We start from the raw sequence: 21,592 nt of genomic DNA on the forward strand, positions 1-21,592 counted from the left end.
TATCAATGCATCAAGAATTCGGCAAACCGGCTGGTTTGCGGGGCTTGGAAAATGGCGGCGGAGCCCGCTTCGATGATCCGCCCCTTCTCCAGATAGATCACCTGGCTGGCCACCTTGCGGGCGAACTCCACCTCGTGAGTCACCACCACCTGGGTGATGCCGGTCTGGCCAAGGTTGCGGATGATCTCCGCCACTTCCTTGGTGATCTCGGGGTCGAGGGCGGCGGTCGGCTCGTCAAACAGCAGCACCTGGGGGTCCATCATCAGGGTACGGGCGATGGCCACCCGCTGCTGCTGACCGCCAGACAGCCGCGCCGGCCAGGCGTCGCGCTTGTCGGCCAGTTGCAGCTGGGCCAGCAGATAGCCCCCCTTCTCCATGGCCGCCGCCTTGCTCATGCCGAGCAGCTTGACCGGCGCCTCGATGAGGTTCTCCATCACGGTGAGATGGGGCCACAGGTTGTACTGCTGGAACACCATGCCCACCTTGCGGCGCAGCGCCTGGGTCTGGCGGTTGAACTCGGCGGTGGAGAGGCTGGAGGGGAAAGAAAATTCACTTTCACCGATGCGCAGGACACCGGCATCCGGGGTGTCCAGCAGGTTCATCATGCGCAGCAGAGAGCTCTTGCCGGCACCGCTCGGACCCAGCAGCACCAGGGTTTCACCGGGCGCGGTCCGAAAGCTGACCTGTTGCAGTACCGGCACCTTGTGCCAGGATTTTTCGATACCGATTAATTCAATACCCATACAGCCCAATTGAATAAGTTTTCAAAATTTCGTCCTGATTCTAACGCTGGCATGGGTGGATGCAAGCTATATTTGAATCAATATGCAGAACAAGCGCCGCTTCCTTGCAAAAATAGGCATATGAATGCAAAATGGGCACGCTGTTCATATCTGCCGCCTGAGCGTGACAGGCAGCCAAACCTCCTCATTCGTGAGTCCAAGATGAAGCATAACGACAAGCAAGAAAAACTGGCCAAGGCCTTTAAAGCCTTGCTGAAAGAAGAACGATTTGGCTCCCAGGCAGAGATAGTAACTGCCCTGCAAGAGATGGGCTTCGAAAACATCAACCAGTCCAAGGTATCGCGCATGTTGAGCCGCTTCGGCGCCGTTCGCACCCGCAATGCCAAGATGGAGATGGTCTACTGCCTGCCGGTGGAACTGGGCGTGCCCACCACCTCCAGCCCGCTCAAGAATCTGGTGCTGGATGTCGACCACAACGGCGCTCTGGTGGTGATCCACACTAGCCCGGGTGCGGCCCAGCTGATCGCCCGCCTGCTCGACTCCCTCGGCAAGGCCGAAGGGATCCTCGGCACCATCGCCGGTGACGACACCATCTTCATCACCCCGACCAGCGACACCGACATCGAGGAGCTCTATCTCTCCGCCCTCGAGCTGTTCGAACAGACGCCGTAAGGGTGGCAACCGCCCTGTGGCTGTTGCACCAGAACGCAAAATCCCGGCCAAGGCCGGGATTTTTGTTATCTGCAGGTCGGGCTTATTTGCCCTGCCCTACCAGAAAATCTTCTGAGGGGGCGAAGAAGGCCGCGCCGGTCACCGCCCTGGTGAAGCGCAGCAGGTGATCGAAGTGACTGCCCTCCCCCTTGTACATGCTGGCCAGCATGGCGTTGAAGTGCAGCGGGGTGCGACAGCAGGAGATGAAGTAGAGCCCCTGCTCGGTCATGGTGCCCCATGGCATGCTCTGGCGCAGGATCTCCATGGACTCCCCTTTCGGCGTCTTGAGGTTGACCCGCTTGATGTGGGCGGTCAGCGGCTTGTCAGCCGACTCGTACTCGATGTTGTCGACCTTGGTGCGACCTATGATGTCTTCCTGCTCTTTTTGCGCCAGCTTCTCCCAGTCGCTCATGGCGTGGACCCAGCGCTGCACGTGGATGTAGGAGCCGCCGGCAAACTCGCCATCGGCCAGCAGCGCCACTTCGGCGCGGTGCTCATCCTGCGGGTTCTCGGTGCCGTCGACGAAACCGGTCAGATCGCGGCAGTCGAGGTTGCGAAAACCGCGCACCTCTTCCGCCAGCTCCACCAGCCCGGCCAGCAGAGCCATGACGCGCTGACCGGCGTGGTGCAGCACATCCACCCGATCGGCGCGCAACTGCACGAACAGATCGAACGGGGTGTTAGGGGCCTCCTGACCGTTGGCGGATTGCGCCATGAAGCCGCGGAACTGGGGTGGACGGGCGGCAGGATAGAGGCCATCCCAGGCGTCGGCACCGACGGCCACCAGACCGCTGAAGCCGGCAGCGGGGAAATCGGCGGCCACCGCCTCCCACAGGGCCGGCAACCTGGCCAGACGGGCCACCAGCTCGGCGGCGTCACCGGTGCGGTTGAACATCAGATAGAGGGCGTGCAGATTGGGCTCTGCGCAGATCCCGGCTTGGGCTTTCATATATCTCTCCCCTGAACAGACATTGGCGATATGGGCAATTGGCGTTGCGCGATTATAAACCAGCGCGGTTCCAGTTCATTGATTTCACGACGATATCACGCGTTCAGGGTAAAGGGTCAAACAACACCAGGGCGTGAGGGGTCACCCTGACCCGCGCCCGCGCGCCCTCCAGCGGCTCGCCGATGCTCGCCTCCAGCCGCAACTCGCCGCTCTCGAACAGCACCCGGCAGTGGTGGCCTAAGAACTGCTGCTCCACCACCTTGAGCTCGCCATCCGCGGCGCTCTCCAGCAGCAACTGCTGGGGCCTGAGCATCAGTTGCAGCAACTCACCCACAGCCCGGCCGTGAGGCTCGCTGCCGCAGATGACCCCGAGCGCCGTGCGCACGCAGTGGCTGTCCACCACCTCGGCCGCCAGGTAGTTGACCCCGCCGAGAAACTCCGCCACGAAGCGATTCTGCGGGCGACGATAGAGCTGCTCAGGCTGGCCCACCTGCTCGATGTGACCCGCGCGAAACAGCGCCAGCCGATCGGCGAAGGCAAAGGCCTCTTCCTTGCTGTGGCTGACGAAGATGGCGCCGATCCCCTGCTGCTTGAGCAGGGCGCGGATCTCAAGGATCAACTTCATTCGCACCTGGGTGTCGATGTTGGAGAAGGGCTCGTCCAGCAGCATCAGCCGCGGCTTGCACACCAGGGCGCGGGCGATGGCCACCCGCTGCTGCTGGCCGCCGGAGAGCTGGTGCGGATAGCGATCCCCCAGCCCCTGCAGATTGACCAGCGCCAGCGCTTCGTCCACCTGTTGCTGGCGGACACGGCGATCGAGCCGGGTCAGACCGAAACCGACGTTGTCCGCCACCGTCAGGTGGGGGAAGAGGGCGTAATCCTGAAAGATCATGCCGATGTTGCGCGCCTCGGGCGGCACGCTGGCACCCGGCCCGTCGAGCAGGGTATCGCCGAGGCGAATCGTGCCCTCCGCCAGCGGCAGCAGGCCAGCGATGGCCTTGAGCAGCGTGGTCTTGCCGCAACCGCTGGCCCCCAGCAGGCAGACGATCTCGTTGTCGGCCACCGTCAGGGAGAGCTGTTCCAGCACATTGCGGCCGTTGTAACGGCAACTGACATTTTCAACCTGCAAACAGGACAAGGCTGACTTCCTCATATTCTTTTGAACCAGACCGACCGGCGGCCGGACAACATTCCAGGGTGGGCGGACTCAGTGCCCCGCCCCATCCAGGTTGCGGTTGACCCAGATGAGCGGCAACAGCCCTACCAGCACGATGACGATGGCGCCGAGCGCGCCGCGCTCCAGCATCTCGTCCGACACGAACTGGTAGACGTGGGTAGCCAGGGTATCGAAGTTGAACGGCCGCAGCAGCAGGGCGGCAGGCAGCTCCTTCATGGATTCGATGAACACCAGCATGGCACCGGCAAACAGGCCGCGCCGCACCAGTGGCAGGTGCACCCGCCGCAGCATGGCGCCATCCCCCTGCCCCAGGGAGCGGGCCGCCATGTCGAGGCTGGGGGAGATCTTGCCCATGCTGCTCTCCACCGAGCCGATGGCGATGGCCACGAAACGCACCAGATAGCCGAACACGATGGCGGTGAGGGTGCCGGTCAGCAGCAACCCAGGCCCCTGACGCCCCAGCCACTCGGCCAGATCGTTGATGGCAAAGTCGAGGGCGGTGAGCGGCACCAGCACCCCGATGGCGAGCACGGTACCCGGCATGGCGTAACCCATGGCAGCGATGCGCAGGGGCAACAGGCTCTTGGGCCCGCCATCAAGGCGACGGCAGAAGCCGAGCAGCAGGGCGATGCCCATGGCCAGCAGGGCGGTCAGCGCCGAGATAGCCAAGCTGTTGCCGGCGAAGCGGACAAACTCCGGCGTCCACGACAATTCGAAGTAGCGCACCCCGTAGTCCAGCAAAATGACGAACGGCAGGCCGAAGCCGGCCAGCACCAGCCCCCAGCACCAGAGACCGGCCAGCCAGCGCCGCGCACCCTTGAGCGGGTAGCGCAGCGGCTGTTCGTGGCCCATGGACTTCTGGAACACCTGCTGCCGACTGCGGGAGCGGCGCTCCAACGCGATCAGCAGCACCACCGCCAGCAGCATCAGGCAGGAGAGCTTGGCGGCGGTGGCCAGACTGCCGTAGCCAAGCCAGGTGTCGTAGACCGCCGTGGTCAGGGTGTTGATGGCAAAGAAGTGGACAGTGGCAAAGTCGGCCAATGTCTCCATCGCTACCAGTGATACCGCCACCATGATGGCCGGGCGCGCCAGCGGCAGGCTGAGGCGGCGAAAACTCTGCCAGGGGCTGCAACCCAGCAGACGGCTGGAGTGAATGAGGCTGACCGACTGCTCCAGAAAGGAGGCGCGGGTCAGCAGATAGACGTAGGGAAACAGTACCAGCGCCAGCACCCAGGCGGCGCCGCCAAGGGAGCGGATGGCCGGAAACCAGTAATCGGCCGGACTGCTCCAGCCAAACAGCTGGCGCAGCCCCGCCTGCAGCGGACCCGAGTAGTCGAGCAGATCCGTGTAGACGTAAGCCACTATGTAGGAGGGCATGGCCATGGGCAGCATCAGCGCCCACTGCAGGGCCCGCCGCCCCGGCACCTGACACATGGCCACCAGCCAGGCGGTCGGCACGCCGAACAGCAGGCTGAGCAGCACAACACCAACCACCAGCCCCAGGGTATTGGTCAGATAGTCGAACAGTACGGTATCGGCGAGGTGGCTAAACAGATCTCCGTCGGCCGAGAAGGCGGAGAAGACCAGGGCAAGCACCGGCAAGGCCAGCAGCAGGGCGCTGGCCCAGCTGCCGGTAATCCATCCAAAATTTTTCATGAGACCACAGAGGTTGATGGGGCCGTTGGCCCCATCTGATTACAAGTCGAATTTCACTTCATCCAGCAGCTGCAAGGCGTCCTTGCGGTGCTTGGCGTAATCGCTGACCGGCAGGGCGTCAGACTTGAAACTGCCCCAGGACTTGACCATGGCGGAAGGCTCGACCCCGGCCTTGACCGGATACTCGGCATTCACGTCCGCATACATGTGCTGGGCGGTGTCGCCGGCCAGAAACTCCATCAGCTTCTGGGCCTCGGCCTTGTTCTTGGCATATTTGGTCATGGCCACGCCGCTCACGTTGACGTGGGCACCGCGATCCCCCTGGTTCGGGAAGTTGATGTAGACGGCATCGGCCCAGGATTTCTGCGCCGGATCCTTCAGCATGGCGCCCAGGTAGTAGCTGTTGCCGAGCGACAGGTCACAGATACCATCCTTGATCGCCTTGACCTGATCCCGGTCGTTGCCCTGCGGCTTGCGCGCCAGGTTGGCCTTGACCCCTTCCAGCCAGGTTTTAGCATCCGCCATGCCGTGATGAGCGATCATGGAGGAGACCAGCGCCACATTGTACTCATGCTTGCCGCTGCGGGTGCAGATTTTTCCTTTGAATTCAGGCTTGGCCAGATCTTCGTAGCTGATAGTGTCCAGCTTGCCGAGGCGATCCTTGCTGGAATAGATGGCGCGCACGCGGGTGGTCAGGGCGAACCAGCGGTTGTCCGGATCGCGATAGATGGCGGGGATGTTCTCCTGCAGGATCTTGCTGTCCACCGGCTGCACCAGCCCCTTGTCCACCAGGTCGGTCAGCCGGCTGATGTCGACGGTCAGCATCAGATCCGCCGGGGAGAGCTTGCCTTCCCGCTCCAGACGCTCGTTCAGACCCTCTTTGGCGAACACCACGTTGACCTTGATGCCAGACTCTTTCTCGAACTGCTGGATGATGGGCTTGATCAGCTCATCCTGGCGGTTGGAGTAGACATTCACTTCCCCTGCTGCAAACGCCGACTGAGCCGCCAACGCAGAGAAAGCCAGTGCCAACATCTTCATTTTCATCATCCATTCCTTGAGTTGCTATACCGAGTGAGAACCATTGCTGTTTGCATTTTGCATTGAGCTCGACAGCAGGATCAAGAAATCCTGACGTTGCGGGATCACATATTTAAACGCCGTTCAAACAAAGGGGCCGGATAGAATCCTATCCAGCCCCACCATGGAGTCAATCAGCGACACCCCATCGACCACCAGCCCCGTCAGGGCCGTCAGAGCGCCTCGTCGTCGTTCTCGCCGGTCCGAATACGCACGGCCTGCAGCAGGTCGTAGACGAAGATCTTGCCGTCACCTATCTTGCCGGTGTAAGCGGCCTTGCAGATCGCCTCGATCACCCCTTCGACGTTGTCATCGGCGGTGGCGATCTCCAGCTTGACCTTGGGCAGGAAGTCGACCTGATACTCGGCTCCCCGGTATAATTCGGTGTGCCCCTTCTGGCGGCCAAACCCTTTGACCTCGGACACGGTCAGACCCTCGACCCCCAAGATGGCGACGGCCTCGCGCACGTCATCCAACTTGAAGGGTTTGATAATCGCAGTAATCAGCTTCATCTGGTTGCTCCCAATCCATGGTATGTCATGAATGGGGAATCAATTCTTGTGCCAAGTCTTTTTATTGTTTAATTTCAAAAAGATAGCATTTACGTCTGGAGCAGGACTCTCCCGACATCACCAAGGGAGCGCAGCTCGCCCCATTATGAGGCACCAAGCTGAACCAGCCAGCGCCGCTGCACCAAACAAGAGCACAGCAGTATGTTAGTCATCTCCAACAGCGTCACCCTGCCCTGGCATGAGCTGCAATTCCAGACCATGCGGGCACAGGGCAACGGCGGCCAGCACGTCAACAAGACCGACTCCGCCGTCTGGTTGCGCTTCGATTACCGCAGCTCCCCCAGCCTCACCCCGCTCTACAAGGAGGGGCTCGACAAGCTGAGCGACAGCCGGGTTCACGACGGCTTCATCCTGATCCGGGTCGAGACCCATCGCAGTCAGGACATGAATCGCAAGGAGGCGATGAACCGCCTGGTGGAGCTGCTGAAAAAAGCAGCCTGGCGCCCCAAGGCGCGCCACGCCACCAAGCCGACCCGCAGCTCCCAGCGCAAGCGGGTCGATGCCAAGAAGCGCAAGGGGGAGATCAAATCGACCCGCGGCAAGCCGGTCGTGGACTAGGCCCGACACCCGAGGATGACAACATGCAATACAGTTTTTGCGACAGCGCCCACGGCCCCCTGCTCATCGCCATCGATCGGGACGGGCTGCGCTACGTGGAGTTCGTGCGAGGCGAGCAACCGGTGACCCCGACCGACCAGTGGCTGCGGGACGACCTGGCGCTCGCCCCTTTCATCGAGCAGTTCGCTGCCTACTTCGCCGGCCGGCTGCGCCGCTTCGATCTGCCGCTCGCCGCCCGGGGCACCCCTTTTCAGCAATCGGTATGGCGCGCCCTGGGCGACATTCCCTACGGTGAGACAGTCAGCTACCTCGAGATAGCCCAGGCCATCGGCAATCCCAAGGCGGTGCGGGCGGTGGGTGCCGCCAACGGCCGCAATCCGCTCAGCATCATAGTGCCCTGCCACCGGGTGATCGGCCGCAGCGGCGAGCTGACCGGTTATGCCGGCGGCATCCCCATCAAACGCTGGCTGCTGGCACTGGAGCAGCAGACTGCCGATCATTTTGTGCTGACCCCCTGAGCCGCGGCTGGCATCCCGTTAGCAACCTGGTTGCCGGCGCTGGAACAGCAGACCGCAGACGACGTCGCGCTGCCTCCCTGAGCCACTGACCAGCCAGCCCGCATTGCGTTTAGCAAAATGAACATAGTATGAAGAATCGCCTCAGAAGGGCTTCAGACAGCCTCAGGCATCATAGCTTCACACTTGGATGGCATGGCTCATCCCTCATTCAAGTGGCACCCATGTGACGCTTCCAATCTGTCTTTTTCCCCCGCGCCTCCCTGAGGCGCTTTTTTTTTGCCGGCAGACGGGCGCAAAAAAGCCCGCCGAAGCGGGCTCTGACCGGAAGGTGCTAACTTCTGGGGTCAATCAGAGGGCGAGGAACAGGCCGGCCAGCGAGGCGCTCATCAGGTTCGCCAGCACCCCCGCCAGGATGGCGCGCATGCCGTAACGGGCGATGAAGGATTTGCGCTCGGGCACCATGGCACCCAGGCCGCCAATCAGGATCGCCATGGAGGAGATGTTGGCGAAACCGCACAGAGCGAAGGTGACGATGGCCTTGCTCGATTCGCTCAGGGTCTGGTCCTGCACCAGGGCGATGAAGGCAACGAACTCGTTCACCACTATCTTGGTGCCGATCAGGGCGCCGGCGGCCTGAGCCTGCTCCCAGGGGATGCCGATCAGCCAGGAGACGGGAGCGAACAGCCAGCCCAGGATGATCTGGAAGCTCAGCTCCAGCCCCACCAGGTCGCCGGCCCAGCCCAGCAGGCCGTTGAGCATGGCGATCACGCCGACGAAGGCCAGCAGGGTGGCCCCCACGGCGACCGCGATGTTGAGACCGGACATGGCACCATCGGCGGCCGCTTCAATCACGTTGGTGGCACGCGGGATCACCACGTCCTGATGATGGTCCTCTTCTTCGGCGGCAGGCGGCACCAGGATCTTGGCCATGGCCAGACCGGCCGGCGCCGACATGAAGGCCGCCGCGATCAGGTATTTCAGCTCGACCCCGATGCTGGCGTAACCCACCAGGGTACCGCCCGCCACGGAGGCTAGGCCGCAGCTCATCACCGCGAAGAACTGGGAGTCGGACATCTTGGAGAGATAGGGTTTGACCACCAGCGGCGCCTCCACCATGCCGACGAAGATGTTGGCGGTTGCAGAGAGGCTCTCGGCGCGGCCGGTGCCCAGCAGCTTCTGCAGGCCGCCGCCAAGCAGGGCGATCACTTTCGGCATCAGGCCGATGTGGTAGAGGATGGCGATCACCGCGGAGAAGAAGATGATGACCGGCAACACGTTGAAGGCAAAAATGAAGCCCAGCTTGAACTTGGCCAGATCGCCGAACAGGAAGGCGATCCCCTCCTGACCGTAACCGATCACGCTGCTCACGCTCTCGCTCACCCCGTTCAGCACGTGCTGACCGGCGGGCAGCCAGAGCACCAGGCCGGCGAAGAGGATCTGCAGGCAGAGGGCCAGGCCCACTGTTCGCAACGGGATACGACGACGATTATCAGAGCAGAGCGTGGCCAGGGCCAGGATGCTCAGGATGCCGAGCAGGGCAATCATAGGGACTCCATCAGGTGGGGCAAAAGATGGGCGCGGATTCTGCTCTCCCAGCCTCGCCACTGCAAGTCCAGTTGGTTACAGCCCTGTTAGCAAAAACGTTTTCACGATACCGGTTGCGGCAACTGGCTGATTTGGCTCGATTTTGGTATCAAGCGAAAGCCAGTGTTCTTATATGGAAACGATTATTCCTCTGTACCGGACAATTTGCCACCGAGCCAGGGGGCCAGCCGCTGTTCCCAGTAGGGATGGGGGCCGAAACCCTCCTTGAGGAAATCGATGAACAGCCGGATCTTGGGATCCAGGTGCTCGCGCCTGGCATAGACGGCGTGCACCGCCATCTTCTGGTTGGGTCGCCACTGGGGCAACAGCGGGATCAGCTGGCCGGTCTGCAACTCCTTGTCCAGCAGGTAGTTGGCCACGTAGGCGATGCCGAGCCCGGCCAGGGCGGCATCGCGCACCGCCTCCGCCAGATCCACCCGGTAGTTGCCGGCCACCTGCACCGTCTGGCGCTCCTTGCCCTGGCGAAACGACCACTCGTGGTAGCGCCGCTCCCGGCTCTGGTAGGTGATGCAGTTGTGCTGGGCCAGATCCTTGGGATGGAGCGGGGTGCCGTGGCTCAAGAGATAGTCCGGCGAGGCCACCAGCACGAAGCCGATGTCCGCCAGCCGCTGCCCCACCAGGGCCTCGGGTTTGTCCTCGTAGGTGGTGATCCAGAGATCCAGCCCCTCATCCACCAGATTGGTGCGGTGATCGAACAATGAGACTTCCAGCTCCAGCTCGGGGTAGCGATCCTGAAACGCCTTGAGGCGCGGGATCACGTGCAGCCGGCCGAAGGATTGACCGACCCCCAGATGGAGCACACCGCTCACCTTGCCGCGCCGCTCCGCCACCATGGAGTCCGCCTCCAGCGCCACCGCCACCAGGGCACGGCAGTGGCGGGCATACTCTTGGCCGAGTTCGGTGAGGGAGAAGCGGCGGGTGGTGCGCTGCACCAGCTGGGCGCCGAGTTCGGTCTCCAGCTGGGCCAGCTGCTTGCTGATGTGGGATTTGGAGACGCCGAGCCGCCGGGCGGCGGCAGAGATGCCCTGTTCACGGACCAGGGCATCGAAGATCACCATTTGGGGCAGACGTTGCAACACGGGATTACCAGACTGGAGAGCGGGCCCCCATTATTCCAGAGCGGCCCGCCGCGGGGTAGCGCTAAAGGCCGAGCGCCCGTTTGACCTCTTGTTGCAGGGGATCGTCCGCCGGATTCTGGTTGGCACCGTAGCTGCCGATGAGTTTGCCGTCGCGCCCCACTAGGTATTTGTGGAAGTTCCAGTTGGGGGCATCGCCATCGGCTGCCGCCGCCAACCCCTTGAACAGGGGTACCGCATCCGAGCCCCGCACCGCCACCCGGTTGAACATGGGGAAGGTGACCCCGTAGTCGCGCCGGCACACCTCGGCGGTCTTGTTCTCGTTGCCCGCCTCCTGTCTGAAGTCGTTGGAGGGGAAGCCCAGCACCACCAGTCCCTGCTCCTTGTAGCCCTGATAGAGCCGCTCCAGATCCCGGAACTGGCCGCTGTAGCCACAATAAGAGGCGGTGTTGACCACCAGCACCACCTTGCCCTCGGTCAGCTGGCAGAGGTTGTGGCGCTGGGTGCTGTTGAGCTCCCGCATCTCCACGTTGAAGTAGTCGGGGCAGGCGGCGCCGGCCATGCCGGATGCCAGCGTCAGCAACAAGACAATCCTTTTCATCGAGTAACTCCTGTCAGGCAGATGAGTGACATACGCGCGAACACGCCGGCCGGTTCACCGGCTCAATAGAGCGGGATGCCGGTGAGCATGCCGTGTCCCCAGAAGATCAGCAGGGCGGTGAGCGCCAGCCCGGCCCCCACGCTGAGCCCGGTGCCGTACCAGTTGGCCACCGGACGGGGATGGCGCTGCCAGTCCCGCACCGAAATCCAGACGATGCTCACCAGCGCCCACAGGCCGATGCCGCCAAACAGCACCAGGGAGCGGGCCTCGCTGTTGACCGCCAGATGGGCACCGGCCCAGAGCAGGGTGCCGAGCAGTTGGGGATGCACCAGCCAGCGCCGCAGGTGGTTGGGGCCCTGACCGGAGCAGAACAGGATCAGGGCGATGGGCATCACCGCCATCATCAGGGTCGGTCCCCAGGCGGGCAGAAAATAGAGCGGCAAGGGGCTGGAGGTGCGCCAGCCGGCGATGATGCAGGCGATGCCGATAAACAGCACCAGCGAGAAGAGTCCCTTGTAGCGATGCTCCCCCAACCGCTCGCGCAGCCGGATCCTGTGGTCGGGCGCGAAGCAGGGGTAGAGGTGAGTCAGGGTAAACAGCAGTACCCCCAGGGTCAGCAAGATCATGGGTCGCTCCTTGTACTATGGGGGATCACTATGCCGCAAAGTCGGCGGCCAGAATACAGAAACCGCAGAAAAGCACTGGGGATACAGCAGGATAATGAAAAAAGCCGATCGACTGATCGGCAAGGTGTTTCGGGCTGACCCGCAGTTGAGCGGGCGTCACCGCAACACGGGGCGGGGTTGGCCGGCGCCAGGCACCGGCCAGAAGAGGGTCAGGGTCGCAGCAGGTAGAGCGCCGCCACGTTGCGGGCCGTGAGCTGCAGGTTGGTGGTGGCGGTGGCCAGCGCCTCCGGCAGGGACATGGCGCGGTTGACCACGGCAAACACCGCATCCAGCCCGTGCTCGTGCACCACGCCGCAGTCGTCGGTCAGACAACCCGCGATGCCGATCACCGGCTTGCCGAACCGCTTGGCGCAGCGTGCGACACCGATTGGCGTCTTGCCGTGAATGGTCTGGCTGTCGATGCGCCCCTCGCCGGTGATGACCAGATCCGCGTCGGCCACCGCCTCGGCCAACTTCAACGCCTCGATGACGATCTGGATGCCGGGCTTGAGCTCGGCGCCGAGCAGGCCCACCAGGGCCGCCCCCATGCCGCCGGCGGCGCCCGCCCCCGGGATCTCCTTCACCTGCTTGCCGAGGGCCTGCTCGATGCAGTCGGCATAGTGGGCCAGGTTGGCGTCCAGCTGCGCCACCATCGCGGGGGTCGCCCCCTTCTGCGGACCGAACACGGCGGAGGCCCCTTTCGGCCCGCACAGCGGGTTGTCCACATCGCAGGCCACCTCGATGGTGATCTTGGCAAGGCGCGAGTCGAGCCCGCTCAGATCGATGGTGGCCAGCTCGGCCAGACCGGCGCCGCCCGGCGCTATGGGGCTGCCGTCGCGTTTGAGCAGCTTGCCGCCAAGCGCCTGGATCATGCCGGCACCGCCGTCATTGGTGGCGCTGCCGCCGATGCCGAGGATCAGGTGCTTCACCCCCATGTCGAGGGCTGCCAGGATCAGCTCGCCGGTGCCACTGCTCGAGGTGTGCAGCGGATTGCGCAGCTCAGGCGCCACCAGATGCAGGCCGGAGGCCGCCGCCATCTCGATGACCGCGCGCTCGCCATCCCCCAGCAGACCGACGAAGCCCTCTACCTGGTTGCCGAGGGGAGCGGTCACATGGAAGGGCAGAATGCGACCACCGGTGGCGTCCACCAGGGACTGCACAGTCCCCTCGCCGCCATCTGCCATCGGCAATTTGACGTAGGTGGCATCCGGCAACACCTGCTTGAAACCGGCCTCGATGGCATCGGCCACCGCCATGGCGCTCAGGCTCTCCTTGAATGAATCGGGGGCGATAACAATTTTCATATCAATTCCTTAGGCGAGGCCAAACACGCCAAACATCAGGGTGGAGACAACGGCGATGGTCAGACCGACCGCGGTTTCGTAGGGGATGAGCTTGAGCCGCTCACCCACGCCCATGTGGACGCTGCCGCCGGTGGCATGGAAGAAGGAGCCGTGGGGCATGTGGTCGAATACGGTGGCACCAGCGTGGATCATGGCGGCCCCCGCCAGGCTGCTGATGCCAAGCTCGAGCAGGGTGGAGCTGAACACGTTGGAGGCTACCACAGTACCGGCGGTGGTCGAGGCGGTCGCCAGCGACATCAGGGCACCGGAAATGGGGGCCAGCAGGTAGGAGGGCAGGCCGGAGGCGGTCAGGCCGCTGATCAGCACATCCTTGAGGCCGGAGTTGGCGATGATGCCCGCCAGGGTACCGGTACCCAGCAGCATGATGGCCACCGGCGCCATGCGGGCGAGACCCGAAACGGCAAACTGGTTCACCTTGCCGAACTTGCCCATCATCAGGGCACCTACCAGACCACCGAGAGGCAGTGCGATGAGCGGATCCACAACGATGCCGGCGATGGGGCGCAGGGCCAGCAGCAGGATGGCCACCAGCGGCGCACTGATGGCGGCGGCAAAGCCCGGCAGCTTGCTGCCATCGAAGCTCACCACCTCGTCGGCGGCGACCTTGCTGCCCTTGTTGTTGAGGCGCTTGGCCAGCCAGTAGGCCATCACCAGACCGAACAGGCCCGGGATGATGCCGGCCGCCATCACAGAGGTGAGCGGCAGGTGGAAGGCGTCCGCCGCCGCGATGGCGTTGGGGTTGGGCGACATGACGTTGCCCGCCTTGCCGCCGCCGATCATCGCCAGCAGGATGGCCGCCTTGGAGAGATCGGCACGGCGGGCGATGGCCAGCGCAATGGGGGCGACCGTGATGACGGCCACGTCCACGAACACGCCGACCGCGGTCAGGATCAGGGTGGCCAGCGCCAGCGCCAGCAGGGCGCGGGTTTCGCCCAGCTTCTTGACGATGGTCTCGGCGATGGTGGTGGCGGCGCCCGATTCGATCAGCACGCCGGCCAGTACGCCCGCCGCCAGGATCCGCATCACCGCCGTGGTGATCCCCTGGGCGCCGCCGATCATCAGGGCGACGGTCTGGGTCAGATCGGCGCCGCCGATCAGGCCGCCGGCCAGGGCGCCGACGATCATGCCGTAAGCGGGTGGCACCTTCTTCAGGATCAGGAAGATGGCGATGGAGAGCGCCGCGAGGGCGCCAAGGGCTGTAACCGGGGTCATGACGGGCACCTTTCTAGTGAGTGAATGGTGGCCATTATGGTGATCCGGGATCGGAATGCTTTGGTCTAAAAACCAAACATCACCTTATAAAAACGCTGATTTTTGTATGAATGAACAAGTCAGCTGTCGAGATTGAGCCCGAGATAGAGCAGGAACTTGTCATCTAACTTGTTGAAATTCAACCCGGTTATCTGCTCGATCCGGGTCAGCCGATAGCGCAGGGTATTGGGGTGGATGAACAGGGCTTCGGCACAGGGATGCAGATCACAATCCTGCAAGAAATATTGGCGCAGCGTCTTCTGCAGTGTTCCCTTTGTATCCTCCTGTGCCAGCTTGTGCAGCGGGGCCCGCAGCTGATCCGCCTGCCAGGAGTCCGCCAGACTGCCGAGCAGCACCGGCAACCGGTAATCCTCGAAGAAATAGACCTGCTTGCGCGGCGCCTGCCGCATGCCGCGGCGCAAGGTGTCCCGCGCCGTCTGGTAGGAACGCGCCAGCCCGCCGGTGCCAGCGAAGTAATCACCCACCCCGATGCGCACCCGAAAGTGGGGGATGCGGGCCAGCAACTGCTTGATGCGACTGCGCTCCTGCTCTGACTGCCAGATGCCGTCGCTGAGCTGGGCGGGCTTGAGCACCACTATCTCGTCCAGGCCGTTGATGGCCACCAGGTTGTCCCGCTCCGGGTTTTCCAGCAGGTGTACCAGCTCCCGCAGCCGGGCCGGGTCGGCCTCCTCCAGCGCCAGCACCGCCACCACCCGCGGCTGGGCCAGATCCAGCCCGAGAAAGCGGGCCGCCTGCTGCAACTGATCCTCGCGCCCTTCACCACGGATGAGCTGCAGCACCAGCTCCTCCTTGTGACGCTTGTCCCACTGCAGCTGCTCGGTGAGCGCCGCCTGCTCCAGAATGAGCTCGGCGGTCATCCGCACCAGTTCGGCGTAAGCACGCACTTCGTCCGGATCGCCCGAGATGCCGATGACCCCGAGCAGCTCCCCCTGATAGGCGATGGGCAGGTTGATGCCGGGGCGCACCCCCTTGAGCTCGCGGGCGGTGGCGTCGCTGATCTCCACCACCCGGTTCTCGGTCAGCGCCAGCACGGCCCCCTCATGACGCTGATGGAGCCGCTCCGGGTTGCCGGACGCGATGATCAGGCCGTGCTCGTCCATCACGTTGACCGAGAAAGAGAGGATCTTCATGGCCCGGCTGACAATCTGCCGTGCGAGGGTGTCATTGAGCTGCATAGGTACTCCGCTGAACGAACCGGGCATAGCTTGAGGCGATGATAAGACCGTGCTCGTCCATCATGTTGACCGAGCACGACAGGATCTTCATCGCCCGACTGACTCTCTGGCGTGCGAGGGTATCGTCTAGCTGCATCACATCTCCAAAGCGGGGGCCGGACCGGCCACAAAGCGCCTGCACCGGGGCAAAGATGCCACATCTTCAAGACAAGCGAGGGGGGGCTCGCTAGAATAGGCCACTTTACGCTATATGCGCCCCGCCATGGAGCAGGATTTTCCCCTGCCCATGACGACTCACCCTTCCGCTATGGACTGAACTATGGATTATGAATTTCGCCGCGATCCGTTTGGCGGTTATCGCGCCCGGTTCTCCATGGGCCACGAGGCCATCGGTCAGTGGCTGATCGACGAAGTGGGCAAGGACGAGGAGAAACTCGACGAGCTGTTCGCCATCATCGATCAGCTCTCCAGCCGGGCCCGCACCGAATACCGGCTGCTTGGCGGCGACTACTCCCTGCTGCTGACCCACGAGGAGGCCGAGGTGAAGGCCAACGTCCTCAATATCGAGCAGGATGAGGATCTCGACGATCTCGCCTACTACGATGATGAACAGCTGGCCATGTGCGGGCTGGAAGATTTTGCCCAGGTGCTCGTCTCCTGGCGCGCCTTTATCCGCAACGAGGATATGGGCTGATTGACCCCATCGGAACAACCACGTCGGGCTCAAGGCCCCTCGCCCAACCAACAGGATTGACTATGTCTATTTACGATTTTGATGACGAACTGCCGGAAGACGACCTGGAAGAGCAGCCGAAGAAACCCGCCCAGCCCAAGAAAAAGGGCAAGCAGGTGCTGAACACCCAGGTCAACCTGAGCCCGCGCGATGCCAGCCGCCTGAACGGCCTGCACGTAGAGGCCATCACCACCCTGGACGACGTCAGCCTGCCGAAGAACGTGATCTTCAAGGCCGGCCTGATCGCCCTGGGCGAGCTGGACGCCAACCTGCGGGCCGACATCATCGCCCGGGTGATCGCCGAATCCGGCCGCTGAGACGCCTTGTCACCCTTGCCAAAACCGGAGCCCAGCTCCGGTTTTTTTATGGCCGCTCGCCTGCTCTCTCCTGCCGCGTGGGGATCCGACCAGCTTATTGAGCCTTGTCTCATGGGATGTCCCATTGTTAAGGTGCGGCACTTTCATCGGCCCTGGAGACTCAATGTTACCTCTACCTGATTCACTCATCTGGGGAGCACTGGCGCTGGCCGTCTTGCTCTGTCTGGCCCGGCAGCGTCTGCCCGGCTTCATCATGCTGGCGGTCGCCCTGCTGGCGGCTCTTGGCCTCGGCCACCTGAGCCCTGTCGCCCTGCTGGCCAGCGCGGCGGGTCTGCTGCTGGCCTGGCGTACCCCCTCCCTGCCCCAGCCCTGGCGCGCCGTCGCCCTGGGCGCCGTACTGCTGTGGGCGGTGGCGCTGATGCTGCACCTCATCCCCGGCTTCACCAACCTGAAGGTGCTGGATCAGGTGCAGGCCGGCCCCGCCAGCGTGCCCTTCAACATGTACCTCAACCTCGACAAGCCGCTGGTCTTCTTCGGCCTGCTGCTGGCCTGGCCCGCCTTGCTGGGCCCGGGCGGCGCCATTCAGTGGCGCAGGCTGGCGCTGCTGCTGGTGCCGCTGGCGGCCCTGCTGATCGCCGCCTGGCAGCTGGGAGCCCTCAAGCCCGAAGTGGGCCTGCCCGGCTGGTGGTGGCTGTTTGCCATCAACAACCTGCTGTTTACCTGCGTGGCGGAAGAGGCGCTGTTTCGCGGCTTCCTGCAGCAGGGGATCGCCGCACACAGCCGGCGCTGGCTTGGGGTGCTGGTAGCCAGCCTGCTGTTCGGCGCCGCCCACCTGGCCGGTGGCCCGCTGCTGGTGCTGTTCGCCGCGCTGGCGGGGGCCTGCTATGGTCTGGCCTTCCTGCTGAGCGGGCGCCTCAGCGTCGCCATCGCGATCCACTTCCTGTTCAACTTCGCCCACCTGGCCCTCTTCACCTACCCGCTGGCCAGCCGCTGATCCCCTCGGGGCGTGCCAACCGGCACGCCCCGCCTCTTCGCCAACCTGTCCGCTTGCCCTGCCTCCCCATATGGGGCCTTTCATTTGTTTGTAACAAAAATGTAAATGAAATGACCTCTGTGCCCGCCATAACAGTCACTTTCCTGCGTGTCTCAACCAAAAGGACTTCATGATGCACAAGCCCGTCAGTTATGCCGCCCTGCTGCTGGCCAGCCAGTTTCCGCTGCAGGCGCTGGCCGATACCGATGTCTACCTCACCAACAACAGCCCGGATCCGGTCCAGCTGGAGATCCGCCAGAGCGGCTCCGGCGAGCTGCAGGCCGGCAGCCAGTGGATCCAGCACAGGACTGAGCTGGGCCCCTGGGAGAGCGCCATGGTGCTCAGCTTCAACCGCTACGAGGGGGTGAAGGCGGGCAAGAGCTATCTGTTCGAAACCCGGGTCACCACCCCCAGCGGCGACACCTATCGCCTCAACCAGCGGATGGAGGGCACCTGGTGGAACAGCACCCTGCAACACGGCGGCGAGACGCCGGCAGACAACTCAGGCTGGCAGAGCGATCGCGCCATCCACCGCCTGAACGGGCCGCAGGAGCTGGCCTTTGCCGCCAAGTTCACCGGTCGCTACGACGATCTGCACTACATGCTGACCCCGCCCAAACAGGTGGAGCAACCCGAGCCTGCCGAAACCAGGTTGAAGGTGGCCAGCTACAACATCTGGGCACTGCCGGTGATCGCCTCCAGCATTGGCGAGCGGCTGGCGCTGCTGCCCGAACACCTCAAGGGCTATGACGCCCTGCTGCTGCAGGAAGTGTTCGATGGCCGCCGCGAGGGCTTCCTGCAGGCGCTGGCCAAAGAGTATCCCTACCAGACCAAGGTGCTCGATAAGCCGGGGGTCAACATCCACGACGGCGGCGTGGTGATCGTCAGCCGCTACCCCATAGTGCGCGAGGCCCAGCTGGTCTATCCCCAGTGCACCGGCACCGACTGCTTCGCCGACAAGGGGGTGATGTATGCGGAGGTGATCAAGGGGGGCAAGGCCTGGCACCTGTTCGCCACCCACACCGCCAGCTTCGACACCGACGAGGCGCGCCGCCTGCGCCAGATCCAGTTCGGCCAGATGCGCACCCTGGCCGCCAGCCTCAATATTCCCGCCAGCGACACCGTCATCTACGGCGGCGACTTCAACGTCAACAAGCGCAAGTTTGCCGATGACTACGCCGGCATGCTGGCCAATCTCAACGCCGACGAGCCGGCCTACGGCGGCTACACCGAGGCCACCTTCGATCCCAGGATCAACCCCTATGCCGGTGGCCCGCTCTCCGGCGGCGCCAACGTGGAGTACCTCGACTATCTGGTGGTGAGCCGGGAGTACGGCGCCGCAAGCCACAACCTCAACAGCGTCTGGATCCCGCGCAGCAGCGACGGCAGCCTCTGGCCCGCCAGCAACCTCTCCGATCACTTCCCGGTCAAGGGAGAGATCAGCCGATGAAGCGCCGTTACGGCTTGCTGGCGCTGGCGCTGCTGGCCTTGTTGCTGCTCAACCTGAGTGCACAGGAGGAGCCGGCGCGCCCGGCCCCCTCCAGCCAGGCCCCATCGGGCACCGCTGCGCCCGTGCAGGCACAGCTGTCAGGCTCCCCGGCGCTCGCCTCGCCGGTTGCCGCCACACAGACCGGCTCCGAGCCACCTCCCGCCAGCTGGCGAGCCATGCCGGAGGCGCTGAGCCAGCAGCTCGCCAGCGAGGTAAGCGACAGCGATCTGCCGCTGGCCGAGCGGCTCGTCAATCTGGAAGGTGCAGAGGCCAGCTGGCTTGGCGAGGGGGAGAGTCTGTTTCGGTTGCAGGGGCGCTACGCCCTGGCGCTCGAGCAGCTGGCGCAGGAGAACGAGCAGTTGCCGCTGGCCGAGCGGCTGGATGCCCTCAGCCGCTTGCAGGATGAGTGGGTGGCGGAGCACCCGGATCTGGCGACTGAACTGTTCAACCCGGCGGCCCGGCTGCAGCAGGCACGCCAGCTGTGGGGAGACGAGGAGCTCGCCACCCTGGCCCACCACTTCCTGCCGGCTGCAGAGGCCGAGGCGACCCTGCAGTTTGCCGCCAGCCGCCAGCAGCAGCTGGATCAGCGCAGCCGCTACCAGCAGCAGTTGACCGAGCTCGAGCAGCAGCTGGCAGCCAGCCGGGGCAACATGGACGAGGCGAGCTGGCAGCAGCACAGGGAGGCGGTGCTCGGCCAGTTCCGGCGCGACTTCTTCGCCCGTGACTCCGCCACACCAACGCAATGAAAAAAGGGCCCTGACGGGCCCTTCGTATTTCCCCGGCCATCAGGCCAGCGGGTAGCTGGCCGCCAGGCCGTTCTCGCAATGCCAGTTGGCCCACAGCTTGTCGTCACTGCCCATCAGCAGGGTGGCGAAGTTGCGGGTACGCAGGTAGACGGGGGCGCCGAACGGCTTGATAAGCTCGGCGCGGATCAGCCGGCTCTCGTCGAGGTATTCGGGATCGTCGTTGGTCATGGCGAGGATCCCCATCCACTGGAACTGGGTGGGACAGGGGTGGACGATGCCGGAGGAGACCAGCTGGTGCACGTTGAGCCCCTCCCGCTTGTCCTGAATGACCCCGAGGCAACCCACGTGCACGTCGCCGGAGAGGATCAGGGTCTTGCAGCCAGGCTCCTTCTGGCGCCGCTGCCTGGCGTTGTCCAGCAGCCGCATGATGAGGCGGGCCCGCTCCCCCTGATGGGCCTTGGCCCGCCAGTGATCCTTGAGATCGTCGGTCAGCTCCTCCTCCCAGGGGGTGGCATCGAACGCCGCCTCGGTGAAGGAGAAGTCGCGATAGACCACGGGCACCCCCGCCAACACCAGCAGGTGGCCCGTGTCGCAGGCCGCCAGCGCGGCGTTGACCTGTTCCCACTGGGACGGGCTCATCACCTGGTCGCGGGTGCGATTGGCCCGGTTGTCCAGCGCCAGGATCTGGTAGCCCCTGAAACCGAGCCGCCAGGAGTGGTGATTCAGCGTCTTGTCCAGCAGCGCCCCGTTGGCACCGGTGCGCAGCTGGAACAGCCGGAAGTACTTGGTGGCGGCGGCATAGATGGCCTGATAGACCTCGCAGCGCTGCAGATCCTCGGGGTAGCTGCCCCAGCCATCGAAGATGTCGTGGTCGTCCCACATCATGGCGCTCGGCACCCGGGCCAGCATGAAGGCAACCTCGAGGCGGCCCCACTGTTTGCAGTAGAGATCGCAATAGAAGCGGTCGAGCTGCTCCACCATGGCCCGGGTCGCCTTGCGCTTGACCTTCTCTGCCCGGTCCAGCTCGTTCCAGGCCTTGAGGGTCGGCACGTTCGTCCAGAGGGAGTCCGCATAGATCTGATCTCCTCCCATCAGCAACAGGGAGAAGGGATGGGCCTTGTGCTCCGCGGCCAGCTTGTCCCACATGACGTAGGGGGCCGGAGTGGAGGTGAGCAGCTTGAAGTCGGAGAAACCGTTGCAGGAGGCGTAGCCTATCCGCACCGGCTCCTTCTTGCCCGGCAGATGGAACTGCCACTTGTCGTATCCCGCCAGATCCTGCGCCGGCTGCTTGTCCAGCAGGATCTCGTAGTCGACGGGGGTGCCGGCCTTGCTTTTGGGACTGGCCTGCCAGACCAGCCGCCAGAAGCCGCCTCTCGGGGTATCCGCCTGCTTGCTGGCGGCCAGCAGCTCGCCGTTGATCCGCACGGCAGCACTCTTGCAGCTGGCCTGCGCCATAAAACAGATGCTGTACTCGGTCTCTGACTCGAGGCCCAGCAGGGGGCCCATTACCAGACTGGTCATTCGTCATCCCTCCATGGTGAAACCCATGGAG

General features: G+C 63.9%; 23 protein-coding genes. 8 read left to right on the top strand and 15 right to left on the bottom strand.

What is annotated here, in order from left to right:
* Positions 1-2 precede the first annotated feature (2 nt).
* On the bottom strand, positions 3-743 hold the full coding sequence (locus tag BN1143_RS16635; protein WP_005308671.1) for an ATP-binding cassette domain-containing protein: 741 nt from the start codon (positions 741-743) through the stop codon (positions 3-5).
* 201 nt (positions 744-944) lie between these two features.
* Here BN1143_RS16635 and argR point away from each other — a divergent pair, with 201 nt between their 5' ends.
* Complete coding sequence (gene argR / locus BN1143_RS16640) at positions 945-1,415, top strand: transcriptional regulator ArgR (RefSeq protein WP_005308670.1); 471 nt, start codon at positions 945-947, stop codon at positions 1,413-1,415.
* 82 nt (positions 1,416-1,497) lie between these two features.
* Here argR and BN1143_RS16645 read toward each other — a convergent pair whose 3' ends face one another.
* The 5 genes from BN1143_RS16645 to glnK form a co-directional block, all read right to left on the bottom strand.
* Positions 1,498-2,403 (bottom strand): Dyp-type peroxidase, encoded by a 906-nt coding sequence (locus BN1143_RS16645; RefSeq protein WP_024942028.1) that lies wholly within the window; start codon positions 2,401-2,403, stop codon positions 1,498-1,500.
* Between the two features lie 103 nt (positions 2,404-2,506).
* Positions 2,507-3,541: an ABC transporter ATP-binding protein gene (locus BN1143_RS16650; RefSeq protein ID WP_042051430.1), complete on the bottom strand. Its 1,035-nt coding sequence runs from the start codon at positions 3,539-3,541 to the stop codon at positions 2,507-2,509.
* 69 nt (positions 3,542-3,610) lie between these two features.
* Positions 3,611-5,236 carry an ABC transporter permease gene (locus BN1143_RS16655; RefSeq protein ID WP_042051431.1) on the bottom strand — a complete coding sequence of 542 codons (1,626 nt, stop codon included), beginning with the start codon at positions 5,234-5,236 and terminating at the stop codon, positions 3,611-3,613.
* A 39-nt stretch (positions 5,237-5,275) separates the two neighbouring features.
* Positions 5,276-6,283: a Fe(3+) ABC transporter substrate-binding protein gene (locus BN1143_RS16660; RefSeq protein WP_017782229.1), complete on the bottom strand. Its 1,008-nt coding sequence runs from the start codon at positions 6,281-6,283 to the stop codon at positions 5,276-5,278.
* 206 nt (positions 6,284-6,489) lie between these two features.
* Positions 6,490-6,828: a P-II family nitrogen regulator gene (glnK, locus tag BN1143_RS16665; protein WP_005308655.1), complete on the bottom strand. Its 339-nt coding sequence runs from the start codon at positions 6,826-6,828 to the stop codon at positions 6,490-6,492.
* A gap of 201 nt (positions 6,829-7,029) precedes the next feature.
* Here glnK and arfB point away from each other — a divergent pair, with 201 nt between their 5' ends.
* Positions 7,030-7,446, top strand: a complete 417-nt coding sequence (gene arfB / locus BN1143_RS16670; protein ID WP_005308653.1) for an alternative ribosome rescue aminoacyl-tRNA hydrolase ArfB — start codon at positions 7,030-7,032, stop codon at positions 7,444-7,446.
* Between the two features lie 23 nt (positions 7,447-7,469).
* Complete coding sequence (locus tag BN1143_RS16675) at positions 7,470-7,964, top strand: methylated-DNA--[protein]-cysteine S-methyltransferase (RefSeq protein WP_042051432.1); 495 nt, start codon at positions 7,470-7,472, stop codon at positions 7,962-7,964.
* Between the two features lie 348 nt (positions 7,965-8,312).
* Here the strand turns inward: BN1143_RS16675 and BN1143_RS16680 are convergent, their stop codons facing one another.
* From BN1143_RS16680 to BN1143_RS22940, 8 genes are all read right to left on the bottom strand, one after another.
* Complete coding sequence (locus BN1143_RS16680; RefSeq protein WP_005308649.1) at positions 8,313-9,509, bottom strand: NupC/NupG family nucleoside CNT transporter; 1,197 nt, start codon at positions 9,507-9,509, stop codon at positions 8,313-8,315.
* A 182-nt stretch (positions 9,510-9,691) separates the two neighbouring features.
* Positions 9,692-10,627 (bottom strand): LysR family transcriptional regulator, encoded by a 936-nt coding sequence (locus BN1143_RS16685; protein ID WP_026141712.1) that lies wholly within the window; start codon positions 10,625-10,627, stop codon positions 9,692-9,694.
* An 82-nt stretch (positions 10,628-10,709) separates the two neighbouring features.
* A complete protein-coding gene (locus BN1143_RS16690) occupies positions 10,710-11,246 on the bottom strand; it encodes a glutathione peroxidase (RefSeq protein WP_017782231.1) in 537 nt (178 codons plus the stop codon).
* A 62-nt stretch (positions 11,247-11,308) separates the two neighbouring features.
* Positions 11,309-11,872, bottom strand: a complete 564-nt coding sequence (locus BN1143_RS16695) for an NnrU family protein (RefSeq protein WP_042051433.1) — start codon at positions 11,870-11,872, stop codon at positions 11,309-11,311.
* A 209-nt stretch (positions 11,873-12,081) separates the two neighbouring features.
* Positions 12,082-13,215 carry a glycerate kinase gene (locus tag BN1143_RS16700; RefSeq protein ID WP_017785567.1) on the bottom strand — a complete coding sequence of 378 codons (1,134 nt, stop codon included), beginning with the start codon at positions 13,213-13,215 and terminating at the stop codon, positions 12,082-12,084.
* A gap of 9 nt (positions 13,216-13,224) precedes the next feature.
* On the bottom strand, positions 13,225-14,487 hold the full coding sequence (locus tag BN1143_RS16705) for a GntP family permease (RefSeq protein ID WP_005308643.1): 1,263 nt from the start codon (positions 14,485-14,487) through the stop codon (positions 13,225-13,227).
* A gap of 119 nt (positions 14,488-14,606) precedes the next feature.
* The gene (locus BN1143_RS16710; protein ID WP_017782234.1) at positions 14,607-15,722 is read right to left on the bottom strand and encodes a sugar diacid recognition domain-containing protein; all 1,116 of its coding nucleotides are present in this window, start codon (positions 15,720-15,722) and stop codon (positions 14,607-14,609) included.
* The gene (locus BN1143_RS22940) at positions 15,709-15,858 is read right to left on the bottom strand and encodes a sugar diacid recognition domain-containing protein (RefSeq protein WP_017785566.1); all 150 of its coding nucleotides are present in this window, start codon (positions 15,856-15,858) and stop codon (positions 15,709-15,711) included. The genes BN1143_RS16710 and BN1143_RS22940 overlap by 14 nt, the downstream gene beginning before the upstream one ends.
* A 183-nt stretch (positions 15,859-16,041) precedes the next feature.
* Between BN1143_RS22940 and BN1143_RS16715 the strand changes: the two genes are divergently transcribed.
* From BN1143_RS16715 to BN1143_RS16735, 5 genes are all read left to right on the top strand, one after another.
* Positions 16,042-16,416: a YacL family protein gene (locus tag BN1143_RS16715; RefSeq protein ID WP_005308639.1), complete on the top strand. Its 375-nt coding sequence runs from the start codon at positions 16,042-16,044 to the stop codon at positions 16,414-16,416.
* A 62-nt stretch (positions 16,417-16,478) separates the two neighbouring features.
* Positions 16,479-16,772 (top strand): hypothetical protein, encoded by a 294-nt coding sequence (locus tag BN1143_RS16720; protein ID WP_042051434.1) that lies wholly within the window; start codon positions 16,479-16,481, stop codon positions 16,770-16,772.
* 163 nt (positions 16,773-16,935) lie between these two features.
* A complete protein-coding gene (locus BN1143_RS16725; RefSeq protein WP_042051435.1) occupies positions 16,936-17,766 on the top strand; it encodes a CPBP family intramembrane glutamic endopeptidase in 831 nt (276 codons plus the stop codon).
* Positions 17,767-17,938: 172 nt separating this feature from the next.
* Entirely contained in the window at positions 17,939-19,255 is a 1,317-nt protein-coding gene (locus tag BN1143_RS16730) for a sphingomyelin phosphodiesterase (RefSeq protein ID WP_042051436.1), read from the top strand.
* The gene (locus BN1143_RS16735; RefSeq protein WP_042051437.1) at positions 19,252-20,040 is read left to right on the top strand and encodes a hypothetical protein; all 789 of its coding nucleotides are present in this window, start codon (positions 19,252-19,254) and stop codon (positions 20,038-20,040) included. The genes BN1143_RS16730 and BN1143_RS16735 overlap by 4 nt, the downstream gene beginning before the upstream one ends.
* Before the next feature lie 39 nt (positions 20,041-20,079).
* On the opposite strand, the gene BN1143_RS16740 is transcribed toward BN1143_RS16735, so the two are convergent.
* Complete coding sequence (locus tag BN1143_RS16740; RefSeq protein ID WP_042051438.1) at positions 20,080-21,561, bottom strand: alkaline phosphatase D family protein; 1,482 nt, start codon at positions 21,559-21,561, stop codon at positions 20,080-20,082.
* Between the last annotated feature and the right edge of the window lie 31 nt (positions 21,562-21,592).

Source organism: Aeromonas dhakensis (assembly GCF_000820305.1).
In the GTDB taxonomy this organism is placed as follows: Bacteria; Pseudomonadota; Gammaproteobacteria; order Enterobacterales; family Aeromonadaceae; genus Aeromonas; species Aeromonas dhakensis.